Genomic DNA, 23,085 nt, shown 5'->3' on the forward strand with positions numbered 1-23,085 from the left:
GCGGGCGCCGGTCAGGGCCTGGTCACCGAGGAGACCGGCATCATCCCGACCGGGTCGTAGCGCACCGGCGCGCCCGGGTAGGGGGCGTGGATGACCTGGCCGTTGCCGGCGTACATGCCGACATGGCTGGCGTCGGAGCGGTAGGTGACGATGTCCCCGGGCCGGGCCTCGGAGAGCGGCACGCGCCGTCCCGCGTGGGCCTGGGCCTGCGAGGTGCGCGGCAGGGAGACCCCGGCCTGCCCGTACGACCACTGCATCAGGCCCGAACAGTCGAAGCCGGAGGGGCCGTTGGCGCCCCAGACGTACGGCCTGCCGAGCGCGGAGCGGGCGGCGGCGAGCGCGGCGGCCGCACGCCCCGAGGCCGGGACGGCGCCCCCGAGGTCGGGCATGTCGGAGCGGCCGGCGCGGGAGGCCCGGTCATAGGCGGCCCGCTCGGCGGACGGCAGCGAGTTGAGCAGCTGCCGGGCCCGGGCGAGCTTGCGCTCGACGGTCCGCTTGTGGCTCGCCACGGCCTTGCGGCTCTTCTCCAGCTCGGCGAGCTTGCTCGCGGTCTCGGCCCGCTCCTGGGCGAGATCGCGCACGGCGCCCTGGAGTTCCTTGAGTTCCCCGGCCTGGTGGGTGGTGATGCGGTCGAGGACGGACGCCTTGTCGAGGTACTCGTCCGGGTCGTCCGAGAAGAGCAGCGCCAGGGACGGGTCGAGGCCGCCGGAGCGGTACTGCGCGCCGGCCAGTGAACCGAGTTCCTCCCGCAGGTCGTTGATGCGGGCCTGCTGCCGGGCGATCGCGTCCCGGGCGTCACCGACCTGCTCGCGCAGGGTGCCGGCGCGCTCGCCGGCCTTGTTGTAGGCCTCGGTGGCGTTCTCCGCCTCCTCGTAGAGCCGGTCCACCTCGGCCCGGGTGTCGTCGTGCGGCGCGGCCGTGGCCGGTACCGCGGACAGGGCGCCGAGCGCGGCGGCCGCGGCGGACAGCACGGACAGGGCGCTGGTGGCGCCCCGGTCGAACCCGGACGGTGCAAGGCGGCGATGGGACCCCACGGGAAGCCGCGCTCCTTCCACTGGCTGACGAAACGCGGCAGACAGTAGCCCCGTGTCCAGGGGGTGACCAAAGACCTCGGGAGAGCACACACAGTGACGCCCCGCCGCTGACGCAGGTCACCGGCGGGGCGTGGGGTCACTTCGGGTCGTCGTAATTCGCCCGTTCGGGCGGTGTCGTGTCCTGATCTTGGAACGGACCCGTGGGGGTGAGGAACCCCGGTCGCGGGCTCCGGGTCAGACGCGGACGCCGAACATGAACGGGCCGCCGATGGTGGACATCGACTCGTACCGGACGACGGTGCCGGTGCGCGGCGCGTGGATGATCTGGCCGTTGCCGGCGTACAGGCCGACGTGGTGCAGGTCGTTGAAGAAGAAGACGAGGTCGCCGACCTGGAGCTGGCTGCTCGAGTAGATCTTCGTGCCTATGGTCGACTGCGACTCGGAGGTCCGCGGGATGCCGACGCCGGCCTGGGCGTAGGCCCAGGAGGTGAGGCCCGAGCAGTCGTAGGAGGACGGGCCGGTGGCGCCGTAGACGTACGGGGTGCCGAGCTTGGACTGGGCCGCGGCGAAGGCGGCGGCGGCGCGGCTGGAGGCGGACCCGGTGTCACCGAGGTCGACGCGCTCGGAGGAGGAGCGGTTGGCGCGGTCCTGCTCGGCGGCCAGCTCGGCCTTCTCCTCGGCGGTCAGGGAGTTGAGGAGCTTCTGCGCCTCGGCGAGCTTGCCCTGGACTTCCTTCTTCTTCTTGCCCAGCTCGGTCCGGGTGGAGGCGAGGTCCTTGAGCTTGTCGGAGGCCTCGGCGCGGTCCTGCGCGAGTTCGCGCTGCTTCTCCTGGATCTTCTTCAGCGCCTCGACCTGCTGGGCGCTGAGCTGGTCGGCGGTGGACGCCTTGTCCAGGTAGTCGTCGGGGTCCGACGACAGGAAGAGCTGGAGGGAGGCGTCGATGGTGCCGGTGCGGTACTGCGCGGCGGCCGCCAGGCCCATGGAGTCGCGCAGCTCGTTGAGCTCCTCCTGGCCGCGGGCGACGTCGTCCTGGATGGTGGAGATCTCCTTCTGGAGCTTCTCCTGCTTCTCCTTGGCCCCGTTGTACTTCTCGGTGGCCTGCTCCGCCTCCTCGTAGAGCTTGTCGACCTTCGTCTTCACCTCGTCCTTGCTGAGCTTCTCGCTCGGCGCCGCGTTGGCGGCCTGGGAGGACAGGACGACGGCAGCGGCGGCTGCGGTGGTCAGCACGGTCACGCGCGCGCGGCTCGGCTGCTTCGGTCGACGGTGGGACGCCACGGAGACGGGCTCCTTCTTTTGAGTGATCACCCGTGTGGAGGTTCGAGCACCAGACCTTAGTGACCTCGCCGTGATCAGTTCAAATCCCCAGGAGCAAAAATCACCTCACGCAACGCAGTTTTTTCACGTAACTCACGTGCGGTGACGCCGGATTGACACTACGTTGCGTGACGATCCGGGCCAATTCAGGCATTAAACCTGCAACTTCGACTTTCAGGACAGTCGCTTCAGAAGCACCGCGGAGGCCACCGGCCGGGCTCCCGCCTTGGCGACCCCGTCGGCCACCTCGCGGTCGGTCGAGGCGACGATCACCGGGCGGCCCGGCGGCTCGGCCCGCACCAGCTGGCGGATCAGTTCGTCGGCGGTCACACCCGGCTTGGAGAACAGCACCCGCACCCCGCGCGGCGGCGCCAGCAGCACCGGAGCGGCCAGTTCGGCTCCGTCGAAGACACAGGTGACCTCGGCGCCGGTCTGCGCCGCGAGCTGGGAGAGCTGCCCCAGCAGCCGCAGCCGCTGCTTCTCCAGCGGCATCTGCGGATAGCCGGTCTTGGTGACGTTGTAGCCGTCGACGACGAGATGCGCCTGGGGCAGCGCGAGCAACTGGTCGAGAATGGCCGGATCGTTCTCCGACAGGGCGCGCGCGGCGATGTCCTTGGGGGTCATACGTCCCGGTTCGACCGCGTCGACCGTCTCCGCGGGGCGCACGGACACCGGGGGCAGCGCCAGTTCGCGCCGCAGCCCCTGGGCCGCGTCGAGCACGGTGTCCAGCAGCAGCCGTACCCGCATGTCCTCGACGCTGCGCCCCTCGCGAGCAGCCCGCCGGGTGGCCTCCAGAGCCGCCTCCGCCTCGCCGAGGCGGGCCTTGAGCCGCCGGGTCTCGCTCTCGGCGGCGGAGACCTGGGTCTGCCCCTCGGCGCGTACGGCCTCGATCTCGCCCTGCACCTTGCGCAGGGCGGCCTCGCCGCGCTTGACGTCACTGAGGGCCGAACGCAGCTTGCGGTGAAGCGATTCCGCTTCCTTCTTCGCCGCGTCCAGCTCGGCGCGCAGCCGCCCGGTGTCCGCCCGGGTCTGCTCCCGGGTCCGCTCCAGTTCCTCGCGCAGCCGCTCCAGCTCGGCCCGGCTCTCCTCGTCGACGCGCTCGGCGTCCGCCCGCTGAGCCTCCTCGCCGGCCGCGGTCACCAGCTTCACCCAGCCGGTGGGCCGCAGTACGTAGGCCGCGGCCGCCACGTCGAGCGGGTCCGCGGCCGGGGTCGGCGAGCCGGAGTCGAGAGCGCCGGACAGCTCCGGCTGGGCTTCTCTGAACTTCTCGGCGATGCGCTGCCGGAACAGCGGATCGGTCTCCAGCGCGGCCGCCATCGCGTTGCCCGCGAACTTGGCCCGGCGATTCGGGGCGAACCGGGCGTACTGCCTGAGCTGCGCGGGCAGTTCACCGACGGTCAGCCCGCCGAACCCGTCGGAGACGATCTGCACGACCCGCCGGCGCACGCCGTCGGGCAGCGGACGGTCGAGCACCTCAGCGGCGCCGTCGCCCGGCCCCCCGCCTGCGCTCTCCACCATCCGTCACACCCCACAATGCCTGTGCGGGGCCGCCTCCGTCAGGAGTCGGCGCCCGGCCGATCCACGAGTTCCACCTGGTCCACGGCGTTGCACCAGCGGCACCGCACCGACTCGATGGTCTCACTGACGACCTCGCGCTCCTCCACCTTGGGCTCGCCCGCCAGGTCGAGGTGGATGTACTCGACGACCTTCGACGAGCGCGTCACGTCGAACCGGGTGAGGTTGCCGCAGAGGGTGCAGCGCCACCGCGTCGAGGCGGTCGGCAGGGGAACCGTCATGGTGACTGTCCGCTTCCTTCTAGTGTCGGTCGTGCGAGGGGGTCGCGCCGGAGGCTCCCCGCCGTGTGTGGCTCGTAACCCTACGGCCTGGCGGGTAGTCGCCGCCCATCCGTCCGCGGCGGCGAGGCGGTACGGGATGGTGCGTCCCGTTACGCCATGCTCTGTGTTCATGATCGGCAACTGGAGCGGACCCGTCGGCAGAGCGTTCCGGACGGCTCCGGTGACCCATGGGCTGATCGCCCTGTGCTCGGCGATCTTCGTGATCGGCCCGGCCGCGGGCATCAATCCCGCGTACGGCTCCGGCGACGGGCTGCTCGCCGCGCAGCGCGCCTACTTCCGCCGCTGGGGCGTGATCCCGGTGGAACTCTTCCAGGACTCCCCCGGGGCCGCCCTGACCCCGGCGACGGCCCTGTTCATCCACGGCAGCTGGGTGCACCTCCTGGGCAACATGCTCTTCCTGTACGTCTTCGGGGCGATGACCGAGGAACGGATGGGCCGCGTCCAGTTCACGCTGTTCTACGTCGGCTGCGGCTACCTCGCGCTGCTCGGGTACGCCGCCGCCCACGCCGAGTCGTCGTCCTCGCTGGTCGGGGCGTCGGGGGCGATCTCCGCGGTGCTGGGCGCGTTTCTGTACCTGTTCCCCCGGGCGCGGGTGACCAGTCTTCTGCCGTTCCTGTTCTTCCTGCCGCTGCGGTTCCCCGCCTGGGTCGTGCTGCCGTTCTGGGCGGCGCTCCAGTGGGTGGCGGCGGGGCGGGCGGCCCAGGGGCCCGGGGTGGCCTATCTGGCGCACCTGGTGGGCTTCGGGCTGGGCCTCGGCTACGCGTGGGCGCGCTTCGGCCGTACCACTAGAGTGAAGGCCGCCCCAGCTCCGGCTCCCGAGGGAGAGAACCAGCCGTGATCACCGCGATCGTCCTCATCAAGACCAGCGTGGACCGGATCCCCGAGATCGCCGAGCGGATCGCCTCGCTGGACAGTGTCAGCGAGGTCTTCTCCGTCACCGGGACCTACGACCTGATCGCCATGGTGCGGGTGAAGCGGCACGAGGACCTCGCCGAGGTGATCCCCGGCAGCATCAGCAAGATCCCCGGCGTGGAGGCGACGGACACCCACGTGGCGTTCCGGACGTACTCGCAGCACGACCTGGAGGCGGCGTTCGCGATCGGTCTGGACTCCTGACCGCCTGAACACCGAACACCGCCCCCGGCGGCGGACCGGCTAGACCGCCGGGACGCAGCGGCCGTTCTCCGTCCGGTACGTCCACCGCGCACCCTCGCTCACCAGGGCGCGTACGGCCGTGACGAAGCGGTCCACGTGCTCGTCGGGGGTGCCGGCGCCGAAGCTCACCCGGATGGCGTTGAGGGACTTCTCGCCCGGGGCGGCCTCGGGGGCGCCGCACTCGCCCTGGGCCTCGGGGGCGCCGCCCAGGAGGGTGCGGACCAGCGGGTGGGCGCAGAACAGGCCGTCGCGGACGCCGATGCCGTACTCGGCGGAGAGGGCGGCTGCGAAGTGGGAGCTGTTCCAGCCGTCGACGACGAAGGAGATCACCCCGACCCGGGGGGCGTCGTCGCCGAAGAGGGAGAGGATCCGGACCGCCGGGACCTCGGCGAGGCCCGTGCGCACCTTCTCGATCAGGTACCGCTCCCGCGCGACCAGCGTGTCGAAACCGGCCTCGGTGAGCGCCGTGCAGGCCGAGGCGATGGAGTAGGCGCCGATCACGTTCGGGGAGCCGGCCTCGTGGCGGGCCTCGCTCTCGTGCCACTCCACGTCCACTCCCCCGTCCTCGCGCCGGGTGACCCGGCGGCTCGCGCCGCCGCCCGCGAGGTACGGGTCGGCCTCGCGCAGCCAGTCGGCGCGGCCGGCCAGGACGCCGGAGCCGAAGGGGGCGTACAGCTTGTGGCCGGAGAAGGCGACCCAGTCGACGTCGAGGTCACGGACGGACACCGGGTGGTGAGGGGCCAGCTGGGCGGCGTCCAGGACGATCCGGGCACCGTGGGCGTGCGCGGCCGCCGCCAGCTCCCGTACCGGCCACAGCTCGCCGGTGACGTTGGAGGCGCCGGTCACGCAGACCAGGGCCGGGCCGTACGGGTCGCGGGCGGCGAGGGCGCGCTCCAGGGTCTCGACGGCCTGGCTCGGGGTGCGCGGGGCGTCGAGGTAGGTGACAGAAGCGTCCTGCCAGGGCAGCAGTGAGGCGTGGTGCTCGGTCTCGAAGACGAAGACCTGGCAGCCGGCGGGCAGGGCCTGGGCCAGCAGGTTGAGGGAGTCCGTCGTCGAGCGGGTGAAGACCAGTTGGTCGTCGGCGCGGCAGTCGAGGAACTCGGCGACGGTCCGGCGGGCGTTCTCGAAGAGGTCCGTGGAGAGCTGGGAGAGGTAGCCGGCGCCGCGGTGGACGCTGCCGTAGTACGGGGCGTAGGCCGCCACGTCGTCCCAGACGCGCTGGAGGGCGGGGGCGCTGGCCGCGTAGTCGAGGGCCGCGTAGGTGACCTCGCCGCCGGTGACGAGCGGGACGGTGACATCCCGGCCCAGAACGGGCAGCGGGGCACAAACGGTCTGGGCGGCGGCAGCGGTGGAGACGGACATGGCGAACTCCCGTGAGAGGCAAGGGGAAACCACCGTGCGAGCGGACGGCGCTCCAGCACGGAGGAAGGAAAGAAGGGATGCGGAGGCGGGGCTCTACGCCCTATCGCATTCGCTGACTCACGGAAGGCTCCTCGACGACCAGGACCCCTGGCCCCACACTCTCGAAAAGTGTGCGAGGGGTCCGCGCTTGCCGTGGACCTCACTGCCCACGACCTGGTCCTCACCCGGGGCACCCCGCCACGGACGGAGGGTTGCCGGACAGTCGGCCGGGGCCTCATGACTGTCACTCATGACCTGGTACAGGAACGTACGCGACGTGATCGTCGTCCCGCAACCCGTGTCCGGATCGCGGGACGACCATCGGGTCGTATCAGGCGTTGCTGGCCGCCACCCAGCGCTCCAGCGCCTGCCGGGCCGCACCCGAGTCGATGGCCTCGGCCGCTCTCGCCATCCCGGCGCCGATCTGCTCGGCCAGCGTCGCCCCGCCCGGGTCGAGGGCCACCAGGGCCGCCGCCGAGTTCAGCAGGACGGCGTCCCGGACGGGGCCCGGCTCGCCCTCCAGCAGCCGCCGCGCGACCTCCGCGTTGTACGACGGGTCCCCGCCGCGCAGGGCCTCCACCGGGACCAGCTCGATGCCGACGTCCCGGGGGTCGAAGGTCTCCTCGGTGACCTTCCCGTCGCGCACCACCCACACCCGGGAGGTGGCCGTGGTGGTCAGCTCGTCGAAGCCGTCGTCGCCGCGGAAGACGAGGGAGGAGTTGCCTCGCTCGGCGAAGACACCGGCGACGATGGGCGCCATGCGCGGGTCGGCGACTCCCACCGCCTGCGCCCGCACCTTCGCCGGGTTGGTCAGCGGGCCGAGCGCGTTGAACACCGTACGGATGCCCAACTGGCCGCGGGCTGCGCCCACATGACGCAGTGCCGGATGGAACTTGATGGCGAAGCAGAAGGTGATCCCGGCCTCCTCGGCCACCTCGGCCACCCGCTTCGGCGTCAGCTCCAGATTGACGCCCAGCTTCTCCAGGACGTCCGAGGCACCGGACGCGGAGGACGCGGCGCGGTTGCCGTGCTTGACGACCTTCGCGCCGGTGCCGGCCACGACGATCGACGACATCGTGGAGATGTTCACCGTCTTGGCGCCGTCGCCGCCCGTGCCGACGATGTCGACGGTCCGGCCCGGCACCTCGATCAGATTGGCGTGCTCGTACATCGTCCGCACGAGCCCGTTGATCTCCGCGACCGTCTCGCCCTTGGCCCGCAGCGCCACGGCGAACCCGGCGATCTGCGCGTCGGTCGCCTCGCCGCGCATCATCAGGTCCATCGCCCAGGCGGTGTCGTCCGCCGACAGGTCCTGGCCGGCCAGCAGGCCGTTCAGCAGGGCGGGCCAGGAACGGCCCGCCGCGGTGTCGCCTCCAGCGGGGGTCACAGCGCTCATAGCCGCTCCTGGGTGTGTACGTACGAGTAGGGACTCGCGGAAGAGTGTGATCCCACCCTATCCAGCCGGACGGCACGGCGAAGGGCCCCGTCCGAAGACCGGACGGGGCCCTTCACTCAAGGCGTGGCGACGCCTGGCGATCAGTGGTGGCCGTGGCCGCTCGTGATCTCCTTGTACTCCTCGACGGTCGGCTTCGGGATCTGCTGGTCCTCGCCGAAGTACGCGTCGCTGATCTTGGCGCGCAGCTTCTCGGAACCCTTCACCTTGCGCTCGACACCGTTCTCGTCGACGGTGGCACCGATCGCGGCCGGCTCGTACTGCTCGTGGGCCGTGAGCGTGAAGAGCTGCTCCTGGCTGAGCGGCTCGTGCACCTCGATGAACTCACCGTGCGGCAGACGCTTGATGGTGCCGGTCTCGCGACCGTGCAGCACCTTCTCGCGGTCCCGGCGCTGCAGGCCGAGGCAGATCCGCTTGGTGAGGATGTACGCGATGATCGGCCCGACGAAGAAGAAGATCCGGACGAACCAGGTGATCGCGTTGATCGACAGGTTGAAGTGCGTGGCCCACAGGTCGTTGCCGCCACCCACCAGCGTGATCATGTACATCGTGACCCAGGCGACGCCCAGCGCGGTACGGGTCGGCGCGTTGCGCGGCCGGTCCAGGATGTGGTGCTCGCGCTTGTCGCCGGTGATCCACGACTCGATGAACGGGTAGGCCGCCAGCGCCGCGAGGACGACACCGAACAGCAGCAGCGGGATGAACACGCCCAGGACCAGCGTGTGGCCCCAGATGTTGATCTCCCAGCCCGGCATGAAGCGGATCAGACCCTCGGCGAAGCCCATGTACCAGTCGGGCTGGGCGCCGGTGGACACCTGGTCCGGACGGTAGGGGCCCATCGCCCAGATCGGGTTGATCTGCGCGACCGCGGAGATGACCGCGATGACACCGAAGACCAGGAAGAAGAAGCCTCCGGCCTTGGCCATGTACACCGGCAGCAGCGGCATGCCGACGACGTTCTTGTTGCTCTTGCCGGGGCCCGCGAACTGCGTGTGCTTGTGGTAGAAGACCAGGATCAGGTGGCCCACGACCAGGCCGAGCATGATGCCCGGCAGCAGCAGGATGTGGACCGAGTAGAACCGCGCCACGAAGTCGTGGCCCGGGAACTCCCCGCCGAACAGGAACATCGAGATGTACGTGCCGACGATCGGCATCGACAGGATGGCGCCCTGGGTGAAGCGGACACCGGTGCCGGAGAGCAGGTCGTCCGGGAGCGAGTAACCGGTGAAACCGGTGAACATGCCCAGGACGAACAGCAGGAAGCCGAACAGCCAGTTGATCTCACGCGGCTTGCGGAACGCGCCCGTGAAGAACACGCGCATCATGTGCACGAACATGCCGGCGAGGAAGATCAGCGCCGCCCAGTGGTGGATCTGCCGGATGAGCAGACCGCCGCGCACGTCGAAGGAGATGTGCAGGGTCGAGCTGAACGCCTCGGACATCAGCTGTCCCTGGAGCGGGACGTAGCTGCCGTGGTACTCCACCTCGTTCATCGACGGGTGGAAGAACAGCGTCAGGTACACACCCGTGAGGATGATGATGATGAAGCTGTAGAGGCAGACCTCACCCAACATGAACGACCAGTGGTCGGGGAAGATCTTGCGCATGTTGGCCTTGGCGAGGGAGTAGATCCCCAGCCGGCCGTCGGCCCAGTCGGCGACCCGCTCGCCGGCCGGTGCCTTCCCGCGTTCGCGGGACTCGGTGTTCTCTGTGGTGCTCATCCGCGCTCCCAGAAAGCAGGACCGACGGGCTCTTCGAAGTCGCTGAGCGCCTCGAGGTAGCCCTCGTCGTTCACGCCGATGCGCAGCTGCGGCAGAGCGTGACCGGCCGGGCCGAAGATGACCTTGGCTCCGTCGGAGAGGTCGAAGGTGGACTGGTGGCAGGGGCACAGCACGTGGTGCGTCTGCTGCTCGTACAGCGAGATCGGGCAACCGACGTGGGTGCAGATCTTCGAGTACGCCACGATGCCCTCGTGCGACCACTCGAGCTCGCGCTGGTCCTTGATGTCGTCGGGCTGGAGCCGGACGATCATCAGGGCGGCCTTGGCGATCTCGTTCTGGAAGTTCTCGTCGTGCTCCTCCAGGCCCTCGGGCTTGGCGAAGGTGAGCGAACCGACGGCGACGTCCGCGGGACGCAGCGGCTCGTTCGTGTTCATGTTGACGAGCAGCTTGCCCTTGGCCCACAGCGTGTGGCGCAGCTTGTCCTCGGGCAGCGGGCCCAGGTCGCGCAGCAGCACGACACCGGAGAGCGGCACCAGGGTGAGCGCGCCGAACATCGTGGTGCGGATCAGCTTGCGACGGCCGATCGCCGACTCCTTGGCACCCGCCTTGAAGTCCGCGTGGACCTTGGCGCGCACCTCGGGGGGAGCCGCGATCGGGTGACGCTCGTCGGCGACCTCGACGTCGGACATCAGGGTGCGGGCCCAGTGGACCGCGCCGGCGCCGATGGTGAACAGCGCCGTGCCCAGCGTCAGACCCAGCGCGAAGTTCAGCGCGCTGAGGTGGCCGATCGGGAACACGAAGATCGACTTGTCGGCCGGGATCGTCACGAAGGACGCGATGAATCCGACGGTCGCGAGCATCGACAGCGTGAACAGGAAGGCGACCGCGCGCTCGGACCGCTTGGCGGCCCGCTCGTCGATGTCCTGGATGCGGTGCTCGTGGGGCGGCAGGCCCGGGTCGGCGAACGGGTTCTTCTCGTCCGCCACGGATACCGCACCGTGCGCGTGGTCCTGCTCAGCGGGCAGGTTCTCTTCTGGAATGTCTTGGCTACTCATGACTTCTTGGCCTTTGCGGTCCGAGCGGCGACCCAGACGGCGACCGCGATCAGTGCGCCGAGGCCGAAGATCCAGGCGAACAGGCCTTCGCTGACGGGGCCGAGGCCACCCAGCTCCAGACCGCCCGGGTTCACCGTCTCGTCACCGTTGACCGCGTGCAGGTACGCGATGATGTCCTTCTTGTTCTGCTCCGACAGCGTCGTGTCGGGGAAGGAGGGCATGTTCTGCGGGCCGGTCTGCATGGCCTCGTAGATGTGCTTCGGGTCCACGCCCTCGAGGGTCGGGGCGTACTTGCCGTCGGTGAGGGCACCGCCCTTGCCGGTGAAGTTGTGGCACTGCGCGCAGTTGGTGCGGAACAGATCGCCACCCTTGGCGATGTCGGCACCCTCCGAGCCGTACTGGGCCTCGGTGGGGACGTTCGGGCCGGCACCCAGGGAGGCGATGTACGCGGCCAGCTGGTCGATCTGGGCCTGCGTGTAGATGACCTTCTTCTTCGGCACCTGGGCGCCCTGGGAGGTCGCGGCCGGCATACGGCCGGTGCCGACCTGGAAGTCGACGGCCGCGGCGCCCACGCCGACCAGGCTCGGACCGTCGGAACTGCCCTGACCGCCGGTGCCGTGGCAGCTGGCGCAGCCTACGGCGTAGAGCTTCTTGCCCTCGTCGATGGCCAGGGACTGGGCGGTTTCATCTGCCTGCGCCTTGCTCGCGGGCGCGAACGCGGCGTACAGCCCCCCCGTGCACGCCAGCGCGAGGAGTAGGACGACGAGCGCCGCCAGCGGATGGCGTCGTCGTGCGGAGAGCTTTTTCACGGATTACCCCGGTGTCAGGATCTTCTGCGTCGATGCTTCTGGGATGTGCGCTTCTGCGGCGCGCGGAACGGTCCCGCTACTTGATCATGTAGATCGTGGCGAAGAGGCCGATCCAGACGACATCGACGAAGTGCCAGTAGTAGGACACGACGATCGCGGCGGTCGCCTGCTCATGGGTGAACCTCTTGGCCGCGTAGGTGCGTCCGAGGACCAGCAGGAAGGCGATCAGGCCGCCCGTCACGTGCAGACCGTGGAAGCCGGTGGTCAGGTAGAAGGCCGAGCCGTAGGCGTCCGAGGAGAGCGAGAGCCCCTCGTGCTTCACCAGCTCGGTGTACTCGTAGATCTGACCGCCGACGAAGATCGCGCCCATGACGAAGGTGATGATGAACCAGCCCCGGAGCTTCTTCACGTCACCGCGCTCGGCGGCGAACACGCCGAGCTGGCAGGTGAGCGAGGAGAGCACCAGGATCGTGGTGTTCGTCGCCGAGAACGGGAAGTTCAGGGCGTCGGCCTGTTCCTTCCAGAACTCGGGACCGGTCACCGATCGCAGGGTGAAGTACATCGCGAAGAGGGCCGCGAAGAACATCAGCTCGGAACTCAGCCAGATGATGGTTCCGACGCTGGTGAGGTTCGGCCGATTGACCGACGGGTGCGCGTGCCCGGTTTCTACTGTCGTTGCTGTCGCCACGACCGACATTATGTCGGTCGCTTATCCCGCCCTCACTCCGGGGGGTGCCGTTCGGAGTGTTCGCACGTCGTGTACTGCCCGGATGGCCCATCGAAGTCGTGTTCCAAGCAGTGTTGACGGGGTGTTCAAGGGAGTAGCATCCGCCGCAACGGTTCTGTCCGTACGACGCCGATGTCACGGAGGAAGCATGCAGGCGACCGCCACGGTGCTGGTCTACAGCGACGACTCCAACACCCGCGAGCAGGTACGGCTGGCCACTGGCCGTCGGCCGGCTCCCGATGTGCCCGTGGTGGAGTTCCTGGAGTGCGCCACGTCCGCGGCGGTCGTGCGCGAGCTGGACCGGGGCGGCATCGATGTCGTCGTCCTGGACGGCGAGGCCGCGCCCATGGGGGGCATGGGGCTGTGCCGGCAGATCAAGGACGAGGTGTTCCAGTGCCCGCCGGTGCTGTTGCTCATCGGCCGGCCCCAGGACGCGTGGCTGGCCACCTGGAGCCGCGCGGACGCCGCTGTGACGCTGCCTGTGGACCCGGTGGAGTTCGCGGCGGCCCTGGCCACCCTGCTGCGGCAGAAGAGGCTCCAGAGCGCCTGAGGGGGCGGACCGGGCTGTCCCCGGGGGCCGGCGCTCAGACCAGCACGGGCCTGAGCGTCGTCGTGTCCTGCGGTGTCGCCCGCCCGGTGTTCGTCAACGCGCTGCCCGTCGTCCACTTCTTCCAGTCGACGTTCCAGTCACCGAAGCCGTTGCCGAAAGGCTCCATCGTGTTGCCGTAGCTGTTGACCACCTTGACGAGGTCGCCGCGGCGGACGTTCTCGTAGAACCAGGCCGCGTTGGACGTGCTCATCCCGGTGCAGCCGTGGCTGACGTTCTCGTAGCCCTGGGAGCCGACGCTCCAGGGGGCCGCGTGCACGTACTCGCCGCTCCAGGTGACGCGGGTGGCGTAGTAGACGTCGAGGTCGTACGACTCCGAGGAGCCCTCGGCGATGCCGACGGTGGTGCCGCGCATGCGTACGAGGTACTCCTTGCCCAGGACGACCTTGACGCCGTTGCGGGTCTCGAAGCCGGGCTTGCCGGTGGTGACCGGGATGGTGGTGACCGCCTCGTCGTTGCGGTAGACCGTCATCCGGTGCGCGGAGGCGTCGGTGACGGCGACGACCCGGTCGCCGATGGTGAGTTCGAGGTCCTTGGTCCGGCTGCCCCACAGCCGGTCGCCGATCTTGATGCCGTCCAGGTTGCTGTGGGCGCGGACGGTGGCGTGGGCGGGCCAGTACTCCTTGGGCCGGTAGTGGAGTTCCTTGTCGTCCACCCAGTACCAGGCGCCCTGCACGGAGGGCGTGGAGTCGACCTTGAGGCCCCGTTCGACGACGGCCCGCCCGGCGGGGTCCTTGACGGGCTCGCTCAGCTTGGCGGTGACGGGCTGGCCGACGCCGTACCGGCCCGCCTCCGGGCCGAACTCGACCGTCAGCCGCTTCTTGCCCGTGGGCGTGCCCGTGTCGAAGGTGACGACCCGGCGGCCGGGGGCGCCGCCGCCGTCCTCGGTGCTCACCCGGACCGTGTAGTGGGCCTCGGCGGCCAGCGGCTCGGTGCTGTGCCAGCGGTTGCCGTCGGCGGCGAGTTCGCCCGCCACGTAGCGGCCCGCGGCGTCCACGGCGGTGACGTCCGTGATGCGGTCGTCGGAGTCCTGGGTGGTGACCTCCAGGGGCTTGTCCGGGTCGGCCTTCTCGCCGTCGTCCCGGAGCGCGTTGAAGGAGATCAGGTCGCCCGCGTCGTAGGGACGGGCGGCGAGGGGGTTGTCGTCCGAGCCGCAGGCGTTGGCGCCCGCGACCAGGGCGGTCACCAGCAGCGTGCACCCGACGACGGTGCGGGGGCGGGGTGAGTGGCTCATGACTTCACGCTAGGGAGCCGCGTCAACCGCGGCGCGCTGGGCGCCACGGATGGAGGACACACATTGCGGCAAAAGACGGAGCCCGGACCCTCCGTGACGGAGTGTCCGGGCTCCCGTGCGCTCAGCGCGTGCTACTGGGTGCGGTTCTCACCGCGGTAGTACTCGAAGACCCAGCCGAAGATTCCGATCATGATGATCGGGGCGGAGAAGTACAGCAGCCACCAGCCGACCGCCACGCCGAGGAAGGCGATGGCGCCACCGACGGCCAGGGAGAGCGGCTGCCAGCTGTGCGGGCTGAAGAACCCGATCTCGCCGGCGTCGTCCGCGACGTCCGCCTCCTTGTTGTCCTGGGCACCGGTGTCGACCCGCCGGGCGGTGAAGCCCAGGTAGAAGCCGACCATGATGCACAGGCCGAAGGCCAGGAAGAGGGCCGTGGTGCCGACCGGCTCCTTCGACCACACGCCATAGACGACAGCCATGGCGAGGACGAAGACGCTCAGCCAGGTGAACATCGTGCCCTGGATCTTCACTTGCCGGCCTCCTTGCTGCCCGCGATGGCACCGGCCCCGGCGTGCTCCATCTGCTCGAGCGCCGCGATCTCGGGGTGGTGCAGGTCGAACGCCGGGGATTCACTGCGGATCCGCGGCAGGGTGAGGAAGTTGTGCCTCGGCGGCGGGCAGGAGGTCGCCCACTCCAGGGAGCGGCCGTAGCCCCACGGGTCGTCGACGCCGACCGGCTTGCCGTACTTGGCCGTCTTCCACACGTTGTAGAGGAACGGCAGGACCGACAGACCGAGGACGAACGAGCTGATCGTCGAGACCGTGTTCAGGGCGGTGAACCCGTCGGCCGCCAGGTAGTCGGCGTAGCGACGCGGCATGCCCTCGGCACCCAGCCAGTGCTGGACCAGGAAGGTGCCGTGGAAGCCGACGAACAGCGTCCAGAAGGTGATCTTGCCGAGGCGCTCGTCGAGCATCTTGCCCGTCCACTTCGGCCACCAGAAGTGGAAGCCGGAGAACATCGCGAAGACGACGGTGCCGAAGACGACGTAGTGGAAGTGCGCCACCACGAAGTACGAGTCGGAGACGTGGAAGTCCATCGGCGGCGAGGCCAGGATGACGCCGGTCAGACCACCGAAGGTGAAGGTGATGAGGAAGCCCGTCGCCCAGAGCATCGGTGTCTCGAAGGACAACGAGCCCTTCCACATCGTTCCGATCCAGTTGAAGAACTTCACACCGGTCGGGACGGCGATGAGGAACGTCATGAAGGAGAAGAACGGGAGCAGGACGCCACCGGTGACGTACATGTGGTGCGCCCACACCGTGATGGACAGACCGGCGATCGCGATCGTCGCGGAGATCAGGCCGAAGTAGCCGAACATCGGCTTCCGGGAGAAGACCGGGATGACCTCGGAGATGATGCCGAAGAACGGCAGCGCGATGATGTACACCTCTGGGTGTCCGAAGAACCAGAAGAGGTGTTGCCACAGCAACGCGCCGCCGTTGGCCGCGTCGAAGATGTGGGAACCGAACTTGCGGTCCGCCTCCAGGGCGAACAGCGCGGCCGCCAGGACCGGGAAGGCCAGCAGGACCAGGACACCGGTCAGCAGGACGTTCCACACGAAGATCGGCATGCGGAACATGGTCATGCCCGGCGCGCGCATGCAGATGATCGTGGTGATGAAGTTGACCGAGCCGAGGATGGTGCCGAAGCCGGAGAAGGCCAGACCCATGATCCACATGTCGGCGCCGACGCCCGGGCTGCGGACCGCGTCCGACAGCGGGGAGTAGGCGAACCAGCCGAAGTCGGCCGCACCCTGCGGGGTGAGGAAGCCGGCGACGGCGACGAGCGAGCCGAACAGGTACAGCCAGTAGGCGAACATGTTCAGCCGCGGGAAGGCCACATCCGGCGCGCCGATCTGGAGCGGCATGATCCAGTTCGCGAAGCCGGCGAACAGCGGCGTCGCGAACATCAGCAGCATGATCGTGCCGTGCATCGTGAACGCCTGGTTGAACTGCTCGTTCGACATGATCTGCAGACCCGGACGGGCCAGCTCGGCGCGCATGAAGAGCGCCATCACGCCACCGATGCAGAAGAACACGAAAGACGTGACCAGGTACAACGTACCGATGGTCTTGTGGTCGGTGGTGGTGAGCCACTTGACCACGACGTTGCCGGGCTGCTTGCGCCGGACGGGCAGCTCATTCTCGTAGGAGCCTTCAGCTGCCGCGGCACCCTGGGGTTCGTTGAGGATGCTCACAGGTTGTTCGTCTCCCGGTTCTTCTCGTGGGCGGTCTGCTCGATGCCCGCGGGAACGTAACCGGTCTGCCCCTTCTTGACGAGGTCCTTGAGGTACTGCTCGTAGCGCTCGGGGGAGACGACCTTCACGTTGAACAGCATCCGGGAGTGGTCGACACCGCACAGCTCGGCGCACTTGCCCAGGAAGGTGCCCTCATGGTTGGGGACCACCTGGAAGGCGTTGGTGTGACCCGGGATGACGTCCTGCTTCATCAGGAACGGCACCACCCAGAAGGAGTGGATGACGTCACGCGAGGTCAGGACGAAGCGGACCGTCTTGCCCTCGGGGAGCACGAGAGTCGGGCCCGGGTTGTTGGTCTGCGGGTTCCGCTCACCGGGGACACCGCAGTTGTAGACGCCGCCCGCCTCGGCCGGGAAGTCCTTCTTGTGCCGGTCCGGGATCGCGGCCAGGTTCTTGTCGGTCTTCGCGTTGCCGGTGGAGCCTTCGACGTCCGCGATGTAGTTGAAGCACCAGCTCCACTGGAAGCCGACCACGTTGACCGTGACGTCGGGCTTCTTGTCGAGGCTCAGCAGCTTCGTCTCGTCACGTGCCGTGAAGTAGAACAGCACCGAGACGATGATGATCGGCACCACCGTGTACAGAGCCTCGATGGGCATGTTGTACCGGGTCTGCGGAGGAACTTCGACCTTCGTGCGGCTGCGCCGGTGGAAGAAAGCACTCCACAGGATCAGGCCCCACACCAGCACGCCGGTGGCCAGCGCGGCGGCCCAGGAGCCCTGCCACAGGGAGAGGATCCGCGGAGCCTCTTCTGTGACCGGGGTGGGCATGCCAAGGCGGGGGAAGTCCTTGTATGTGCAACCGGTGGCGGTCGCCAGGACCAGGCCCGCGGTCATTGCCTGCAGCAGCTTCCGCCGCATCGGGCGCCGCGGCGAGCGGTCGGAGCCGTTGGGACTCACGTAGCGCCTTCCCGAGAGTCTCGCCCGCGCGGTTGGCTGCGGCCTGCCTTCTCGCTGGTCGGTCGCCGCCCTGCGTCGGGCAGGGGTTTGGATGTTTATGCGGACCAAACCCTAGCCGACGCCTTCCGGGGGTTCGCGGGGAGGGTGGCATACGCGCCGCGGGTCACCCCGAAGGGGTGGGGATGGGCGCCTAATCACCCGTCAATGCGGCTTGTGTGGCGAGTACGGAGGCGATGAGGCCGGTCGCGCCCACACGGCGGAGCCGCGATCGGAACGGTCCCGCGCCCCGCACCGCTCCCCCGCGATCTAACGTTGCCATGTGTCCTACTTCGATGCCGCCTCCGCCGCTCCCCTCCATCCCGTCGCCCGTCAGGCGCTGTTGGCCTCGCTCGACGAGGGGTGGGCCGATCCGGCGCGGCTCTACCGGGAGGGGCGGCGGGCGCGGTTGCTGCTGGACGCCGCCCGGGAGGCGGCCGCCGAGGCCGTCGGCTGCCGGCCGGACGAGCTGGTGTTCACCTCGTCCGGGACGCGGGCCGTGCACAGTGGCATCGCGGGCGCCCTGGCCGGGCGGCGGCGGGCCGGACGTCACCTGATCGTGTCATCCGTCGAACACTCCTCGGTGCTCCATTCGGCCGAGGTGTTCGAGCGGGACGGCGGCACGGTGACCCGGGTGGCGGTCGACAGGGCGGGGGCCGTGGACGTCGAGGAGTACGGGGCCGCGCTGCGGGGCGACACCGCGCTCGCCTGTCTCCAGTCCGCCAACCACGAGGTGGGGACCGAGCAGCCGGTCGCCGAGGTGGCCGAAAGGTGCCGGGCGGCCGGGGTGCCGTTGCTGGTGGACGCCGCCCAGTCGCTCGCGTGGGGGGCGGTGGACGGGCCCTGGTCGCTGCTGGCGGGCAGTGCGCACAAGTGGGGCGGGCCGTCGGGGGTGGGGCTGCTGGTGGTCCGCAAGGGTGTGCGGTTCGCGCCCCAAGGGGCCGTGGACGAACGGGAGTCGGGGCGGGCGGCCGGGTTCGAGAACATTCCGGCCGTCGTGGCCGCGGCGGCCTCGCTGCGGGCGGTGCGGGCGGAGGCGGCGGCCGAGGCGGTACGGCTGCGGGAGCTGACGGAGCGGATCCGGGCGCGGGTGGCGGCCGTCGTCCCCGATGTGGAGGTGGTGGGGGATCCGCGGCGGAGGCTGCCGGGGATCGTCACCTTCTCCTGTCTGTACGTCGACGGGGAGGCGCTGCTGCACGAGTTGGACCGGGAGGGGTTCTCGGTCTCCTCGGGATCGTCCTGCACCAGCAGCACGCTGACGCCGAGCCATGTGCTCAGGGCCATGGGGGTGCTGAGCGAGGGGAACGTGCGGGTGTCGCTGCCGTTCGGGGTGGCCGAGGACGACGTGGAGCGGTTTCTGGCCGTTCTGCCGGGGGCCGTGGCGGGGGTGCGGGAGAAGCTGGGGGCGCCGGCCCCGGTAGCGGACGTGCGCGGTGACGTGCTCGTCGTGGACGCCCTCGGCAAGCGGTGCCCGATCCCCGTCATCGAGCTGGCGAAGGTCATCGGGGACGTGCCGGTCGGCGGCACGGTGCGGGTGCTCTCGGACGACGAGGCGGCCCGGCTCGACATCCCGGCGTGGTGCGAGATGCGGGGGCAGGAGTACGTCGGTGAGGAGCCGGCGGACCACGGAACCGCGTATGTGGTCCGCCGGGTGTCCTGACCCGGTGAGTGCCCTACGGGTGGGTGCCCTACGGGTGGGTGCCCTACGGGCCTCAGCCGAGGTGCTTGCGGACCTCGGAGGCGGCCTCGTCGCCGTACGCCGTGGCGAAGCGGTCCATGAAGTGGGCGCGGCGCAGCTGGTACTCCTGCGTGCCGACCGTCTCGATGACGAGGGTGGCGAGCATGCAGCCGATCTGGGCGGCGCGCTCCAGGGAGACACCCCAGACCAGACCGGAGAGGAAGCCGGCCCGGAAGGCGTCGCCGACGCCGGTGGGCTCGGCCTTGCGCTCCTCCTGCGGGCAGCCGACCTCGATCGGGTCCTCGCCGGCCCGCTCGACGCGGACGCCGCGCGAGCCGAGGGTGGTGACGCGGTGGCCGACCTTGGCGAGGATCTCCTCGTCGCTCCAGCCGGTCTTGGTCTCGATGAGGCCCTTCTCGTACTCGTTGGAGAAGAGGTACGTCGCCCCGTCCAGGAGGATGCGGATCTCCTCGCCGTCCATCCGGGCGATCTGCTGGGAGAAGTCGGCGGCGAAGGGGATCGCGCGGGAGCGGCACTCCTCCGTGTGGCGGAGCATGGCCTCCGGGTCGTCGGCGCCGATCAGGACCAGGTCGAGACCGCCGACGCGGTCGGCGACGGTCTTCAGCTCGATGAGGCGGGCCTCGCTCATCGCGCCCGTGTAGAAGGAGCCGATCTGGTTGTGGTCGGCGTCGGTGGTGCACACGAAACGGGCGGTGTGCAGGGTCTCCGAGATGCGGACCGACTCGGTGTCGACACCGTGGCGGTCCAGCCAGGCCCGGTAGTCGTCGAAGTCGGAGCCCGCGGCGCCGACCAGGACGGGCTGGGTGCCGAGCTGCCCCATGCCGAAGGCGATGTTCGCCCCGACCCCGCCGCGCCGTACGTCCAGCTGGTCGACCAGGAAGGACAGCGAGACCGTGTGCAGCTGGTCCGCGACGAGCTGGTCGGCGAAGCGGCCGGGGAAGGTCATGAGGTGGTCGGTTGCGATGGAGCCGGTGACTGCGATGCGCACGGCGTGGACTCTCCTGAGGGGAGGGGGATTGACAGTTCACGCTACCGGGTGGAAGGCCGCCACTGAAGCAGTCGAAACTACCCGATAGTAGATCTTTCTTCGCAGGCTCCAGCATGCTTACGGTTCCGCTATGACGAACCTCGATCTCCACGCGACCACTCCGGCCGACCTCGAAGGCGACATGGCGTCGCTGTGGGGCGACTGCGCCCGGATGGCTCCGCACTGGGCGGCGCCGGAGAAGGCCACCGCGCGACCGGTCTCACCCTCCCTCATCCACGGTGTCTCCGTCCCGGCGGCCTCGGCCCGGCTGCTGGAGGCCATGCCGGACTACGGAAATTAGGCCATCCGGAGTTCTGGCGGGAATTTTTCCTTCGGTGCGGCGCTCGGGAGGGAACCGTGCGCTCCCCCGCCGCGTCCCATCGCTGTCCCCCGTAAAGGGGATGTGGGGTACGACAGCAGGGCAGCCGAAGGAGCGATGCGGTGAACACCGAGCGACCCGAGAACGACGACGCCGCGCGCGAGCCGGAGCGGACGGGTTCCGAGGAGGCGACAGCCGGGACGCCGGGGTCGGAGGAGGGCTCGGCCGAGGCCGGGGCCGAGAAGGGAGCCGAAGCCGAGGCCGGGGCCGAGAAGGAGGCCGCTGAGGAAAGCGGCCGTGTCGAAGAGGCCGAGGCCGAGGAAGCCGGCTCCAAGGCGCCCGGGACCGAGGACGCCGAAGCGGAGAAGGCGGGCGCCGAGGTTGCCGACGGCGAGGTTGCCGAGGTTGCCGACGCCGAGCCTGACAGCGCCCCCACGCCCGAGGCCGACGCCGAGGCGGAGGCGGAGGCGGAGACCGATGTCACCCCCGACGTCGGCGCCGCCACCCCCCGGCGCCGGTCCCCCCTCCTCGTCGCCTCCGTGGCCGCCGCCGTGCTGCTCGTGGGAGGCGGAGGGGCCTACCTCAGCACGCAGGTGGGTGGCGGGTCCGGCGGGTCCGGTGGGCCCGGGGCGCCCTCGGGGGACGGGACTCCCCCGGCGCTCGCGCTGGACGACTACGCGGGGAAGGCGTCCGGTGGCGGGACGGGCGGTATCGCGCCCGGGGAGCCGAACCCCTACGGGGTGACGTACCAGGCGGACGGCGACCTTCCCGACGGCCCCGGTTCGGCGCCCGTGTACTGGGCGAAGGGCTCGGTCACGAAGGACGAGGTGGCCCGGCTGGCGAAGGCGCTCGGCGTGGAGGGGCCGCCGGTGGCCGACGGGGACGCCTGGAAGGTCGGTTCGGGCAACGACGGATCGGGGCCGGTCCTGCGGGTGAACCGGCAGGCGCCGGGCTCATGGACGTTCACCCAGTACACGCCGGGCAGCGACAACTGCACCGGCGGCATCGCGAAATGCACCAAGGACCCCGTGGCGCCGGCCACCGACCCGGTGAGCGAGGAGGCCGCGAAGAAGGCGGCGGCGCCGGTCCTGAAGGCCGTCGGGCAGGACGACGCCGCACTGGACGCGAGCCAGGTGATGGGCGCCCAGCGGATCGTGAACGCCGACCCCGTGATCGACGGCCTGCCCTCGTACGGCTGGACGACCGGTGTCACGGTCAGCGCCCAGGGTGCGGTCGTGGGCGCGAACGGGCAGCTCGACGCGCCGGTGAAGGGCGACACGTATCCGGTGCTGAGCGCCGAGGAGGCGCTCGCGGCGATGAACGCGGCGCCGGGGACGCAACCTCGGATGGACATCGGCGGGTGCGCCAGCCCGGTGCCGCTGAAGGACCGGCCGGACAGTCCCTGCGGGTCGTCCACCGGCACGCCGCGGACGAAGGAGACGGTCACCGTCGAGGACGCGGTGCTCGGGCTCGCCCCGCACACCTCCGGCGGGCGGCAGGTGCTCGTACCGTCCTGGCTGTTCGACGTGAAGGCGGCGGGGGCCGCGGACGGCTACACGCTGACGCATCCGGCCGTGGAACCGGCGTACCTGACGTCGACCGCGACGCCCACGCCGGCGCCGAGTGCCACCGGCTCGCCGCGTGACGTGCAGGTGGACGGCTACACGGCCGAGGGCGACGAGCTGGTCGTGAGCTTCACCGCCGGGGTGTGCGGGGACTACGCGGCGACGGCGACCGAGAGCGGCGACCAGGTGAAGGTCACGGTGTCCGAGACGCCCTGGCCGGACAAGGTCTGCATCTTGATCGCCAAGGAGTACCACCAGACCGTACGGCTGGACGAGCCGCTCGGGAGCCGGACGGTCGTCGGGTCGGACGGCGGGGAGATCCCGCTGGAGAAGCCGGGGGCGCGGCTGCCGCAGTGACCGCCCTGCGCGCATACGAAAGGCGGCGGCCCCGTCGGAGGGGGCCGCCGCCTTTCGTATGCGCCGACAAGACCTGAGGGCTTGAAGGCTTAGCTGAAGGAGTCGCCGCAGGCGCAGGAGCCCGTCGCGTTCGGGTTGTCGATCGTGAAGCCCTGCTTCTCGATGGTGTCGACGAAGTCGATGGACGCGCCGCCCAGGTACGGGGCGCTCATACGGTCGGTGACGACCTTGACGCCGCCGAAGTCCTTGACGACGTCGCCGTCGAGCGAGCGCTCGTCGAAGAAGAGCTGGTAGCGCAGGCCGGAGCAGCCGCCCGGCTGAACGGCGACACGCAGGGCCAGGTCCTCACGGCCTTCCTGGTCGAGCAGGGCCTTGACCTTCGCCGCGGCGGCGTCGGACAGGATGATGCCGTCGGTGACGGTGCTGGTCTCGTCCGATACGGACATCTACATCTCTCCCGGGTTGTACGGAGACTGCTTGCCGACGGTTGCAACCGACGGGGC

The 23,085-nt window shown here is 69.9% G+C and carries 22 protein-coding genes and 1 riboswitch; of the genes, 6 read left to right on the forward strand and 16 right to left on the reverse strand.

Annotation, left to right across the window (positions count from 1 at the left end; all coding sequences use genetic code 11):
- Positions 1-11: 11 nt before the first annotated feature.
- The 4 genes from ACZ6D7_RS05250 to ACZ6D7_RS05265 all read right to left on the reverse strand — a co-directional run bounded on the left by ACZ6D7_RS05250 (position 12) and on the right by ACZ6D7_RS05265 (position 4,144).
- Positions 12-1,034 carry a C40 family peptidase gene (locus ACZ6D7_RS05250; RefSeq protein ID WP_469483671.1) on the reverse strand — a complete coding sequence of 341 codons (1,023 nt, stop codon included), beginning with the start codon at positions 1,032-1,034 and terminating at the stop codon, positions 12-14.
- A gap of 234 nt (positions 1,035-1,268) precedes the next feature.
- Positions 1,269-2,309: a C40 family peptidase gene (locus tag ACZ6D7_RS05255; protein WP_469483675.1), complete on the reverse strand. Its 1,041-nt coding sequence runs from the start codon at positions 2,307-2,309 to the stop codon at positions 1,269-1,271.
- A 213-nt stretch (positions 2,310-2,522) separates the two neighbouring features.
- Positions 2,523-3,866 carry an NYN domain-containing protein gene (locus ACZ6D7_RS05260; protein ID WP_469483678.1) on the reverse strand — a complete coding sequence of 448 codons (1,344 nt, stop codon included), beginning with the start codon at positions 3,864-3,866 and terminating at the stop codon, positions 2,523-2,525.
- A 38-nt stretch (positions 3,867-3,904) separates the two neighbouring features.
- The gene (locus tag ACZ6D7_RS05265) at positions 3,905-4,144 is read right to left on the reverse strand and encodes a hypothetical protein (RefSeq protein WP_469483681.1); all 240 of its coding nucleotides are present in this window, start codon (positions 4,142-4,144) and stop codon (positions 3,905-3,907) included.
- A gap of 169 nt (positions 4,145-4,313) precedes the next feature.
- Between ACZ6D7_RS05265 and ACZ6D7_RS05270 the strand changes: the two genes are divergently transcribed.
- Positions 4,314-5,042, forward strand: coding sequence for a rhomboid family intramembrane serine protease (locus ACZ6D7_RS05270; protein WP_469483683.1), 729 nt, complete (start codon positions 4,314-4,316; stop codon positions 5,040-5,042).
- Entirely contained in the window at positions 5,039-5,320 is a 282-nt protein-coding gene (locus ACZ6D7_RS05275) for an Lrp/AsnC family transcriptional regulator (RefSeq protein ID WP_469483686.1), read from the forward strand. The genes ACZ6D7_RS05270 and ACZ6D7_RS05275 overlap by 4 nt, the downstream gene beginning before the upstream one ends.
- Positions 5,321-5,359: 39 nt before the next feature.
- On the opposite strand, the gene ACZ6D7_RS05280 is transcribed toward ACZ6D7_RS05275, so the two are convergent.
- The 6 genes from ACZ6D7_RS05280 to ctaE all read right to left on the reverse strand — a co-directional run bounded on the left by ACZ6D7_RS05280 (position 5,360) and on the right by ctaE (position 12,495).
- Entirely contained in the window at positions 5,360-6,721 is a 1,362-nt protein-coding gene (locus tag ACZ6D7_RS05280; protein ID WP_469483689.1) for an aminotransferase class V-fold PLP-dependent enzyme, read from the reverse strand.
- A 178-nt stretch (positions 6,722-6,899) separates the two neighbouring features.
- Positions 6,900-7,016, reverse strand: a riboswitch (SAM riboswitch).
- A gap of 75 nt (positions 7,017-7,091) precedes the next feature.
- Entirely contained in the window at positions 7,092-8,156 is a 1,065-nt protein-coding gene (trpD, locus tag ACZ6D7_RS05285; protein WP_469483692.1) for an anthranilate phosphoribosyltransferase, read from the reverse strand.
- A 140-nt stretch (positions 8,157-8,296) separates the two neighbouring features.
- On the reverse strand, positions 8,297-9,934 hold the full coding sequence (qcrB, locus tag ACZ6D7_RS05290; protein ID WP_469483695.1) for a cytochrome bc1 complex cytochrome b subunit: 1,638 nt from the start codon (positions 9,932-9,934) through the stop codon (positions 8,297-8,299).
- Positions 9,931-10,989: a cytochrome bc1 complex Rieske iron-sulfur subunit gene (qcrA, locus tag ACZ6D7_RS05295; protein WP_469483699.1), complete on the reverse strand. Its 1,059-nt coding sequence runs from the start codon at positions 10,987-10,989 to the stop codon at positions 9,931-9,933. The genes qcrB and qcrA overlap by 4 nt, the downstream gene beginning before the upstream one ends.
- Entirely contained in the window at positions 10,986-11,798 is an 813-nt protein-coding gene (gene qcrC / locus ACZ6D7_RS05300) for a cytochrome bc1 complex diheme cytochrome c subunit (protein WP_469483702.1), read from the reverse strand. The genes qcrA and qcrC overlap by 4 nt, the downstream gene beginning before the upstream one ends.
- A 76-nt stretch (positions 11,799-11,874) precedes the next feature.
- Positions 11,875-12,495, reverse strand: a complete 621-nt coding sequence (gene ctaE / locus ACZ6D7_RS05305; protein WP_469483705.1) for an aa3-type cytochrome oxidase subunit III — start codon at positions 12,493-12,495, stop codon at positions 11,875-11,877.
- A 178-nt stretch (positions 12,496-12,673) separates the two neighbouring features.
- Here ctaE and ACZ6D7_RS05310 point away from each other — a divergent pair, with 178 nt between their 5' ends.
- Positions 12,674-13,075: a response regulator gene (locus ACZ6D7_RS05310; protein WP_469483708.1), complete on the forward strand. Its 402-nt coding sequence runs from the start codon at positions 12,674-12,676 to the stop codon at positions 13,073-13,075.
- A gap of 34 nt (positions 13,076-13,109) precedes the next feature.
- Here ACZ6D7_RS05310 and ACZ6D7_RS05315 read toward each other — a convergent pair whose 3' ends face one another.
- The 4 genes from ACZ6D7_RS05315 to ctaC all read right to left on the reverse strand — a co-directional run bounded on the left by ACZ6D7_RS05315 (position 13,110) and on the right by ctaC (position 17,579).
- Positions 13,110-14,366, reverse strand: coding sequence for a L,D-transpeptidase (locus ACZ6D7_RS05315; protein WP_469483710.1), 1,257 nt, complete (start codon positions 14,364-14,366; stop codon positions 13,110-13,112).
- Between the two features lie 131 nt (positions 14,367-14,497).
- Complete coding sequence (locus tag ACZ6D7_RS05320; protein ID WP_469483713.1) at positions 14,498-14,896, reverse strand: cytochrome c oxidase subunit 4; 399 nt, start codon at positions 14,894-14,896, stop codon at positions 14,498-14,500.
- A complete protein-coding gene (gene ctaD / locus ACZ6D7_RS05325; protein ID WP_469483716.1) occupies positions 14,893-16,623 on the reverse strand; it encodes an aa3-type cytochrome oxidase subunit I in 1,731 nt (576 codons plus the stop codon). Before ctaD ends, ACZ6D7_RS05320 begins: the two co-directional genes overlap by 4 nt.
- On the reverse strand, positions 16,620-17,579 hold the full coding sequence (ctaC, locus tag ACZ6D7_RS05330; RefSeq protein ID WP_469483719.1) for an aa3-type cytochrome oxidase subunit II: 960 nt from the start codon (positions 17,577-17,579) through the stop codon (positions 16,620-16,622). Before ctaC ends, ctaD begins: the two co-directional genes overlap by 4 nt.
- 319 nt (positions 17,580-17,898) lie before the next feature.
- Between ctaC and ACZ6D7_RS05335 the strand changes: the two genes are divergently transcribed.
- Positions 17,899-19,275, forward strand: coding sequence for an aminotransferase class V-fold PLP-dependent enzyme (locus ACZ6D7_RS05335; RefSeq protein WP_469483722.1), 1,377 nt, complete (start codon positions 17,899-17,901; stop codon positions 19,273-19,275).
- Between the two features lie 52 nt (positions 19,276-19,327).
- On the opposite strand, the gene ACZ6D7_RS05340 is transcribed toward ACZ6D7_RS05335, so the two are convergent.
- Positions 19,328-20,302, reverse strand: coding sequence for a carbohydrate kinase family protein (locus ACZ6D7_RS05340; RefSeq protein WP_469483725.1), 975 nt, complete (start codon positions 20,300-20,302; stop codon positions 19,328-19,330).
- Between the two features lie 130 nt (positions 20,303-20,432).
- On the opposite strand from ACZ6D7_RS05340, the gene ACZ6D7_RS05345 reads away from it, so the two are divergent.
- Together ACZ6D7_RS05345 and ACZ6D7_RS05350 are read left to right on the forward strand one after the other, a co-directional pair.
- A complete protein-coding gene (locus ACZ6D7_RS05345) occupies positions 20,433-20,642 on the forward strand; it encodes a hypothetical protein (RefSeq protein WP_469483728.1) in 210 nt (69 codons plus the stop codon).
- A gap of 140 nt (positions 20,643-20,782) precedes the next feature.
- Positions 20,783-22,582, forward strand: coding sequence for a hypothetical protein (locus ACZ6D7_RS05350; protein ID WP_469483731.1), 1,800 nt, complete (start codon positions 20,783-20,785; stop codon positions 22,580-22,582).
- A gap of 89 nt (positions 22,583-22,671) precedes the next feature.
- Here ACZ6D7_RS05350 and ACZ6D7_RS05355 read toward each other — a convergent pair whose 3' ends face one another.
- Positions 22,672-23,028 carry an iron-sulfur cluster assembly accessory protein gene (locus ACZ6D7_RS05355; protein WP_093827773.1) on the reverse strand — a complete coding sequence of 119 codons (357 nt, stop codon included), beginning with the start codon at positions 23,026-23,028 and terminating at the stop codon, positions 22,672-22,674.
- Positions 23,029-23,085: the final 57 nt, after the last annotated feature.

Source organism: Streptomyces sp. NPDC041784 (assembly GCF_055591025.1).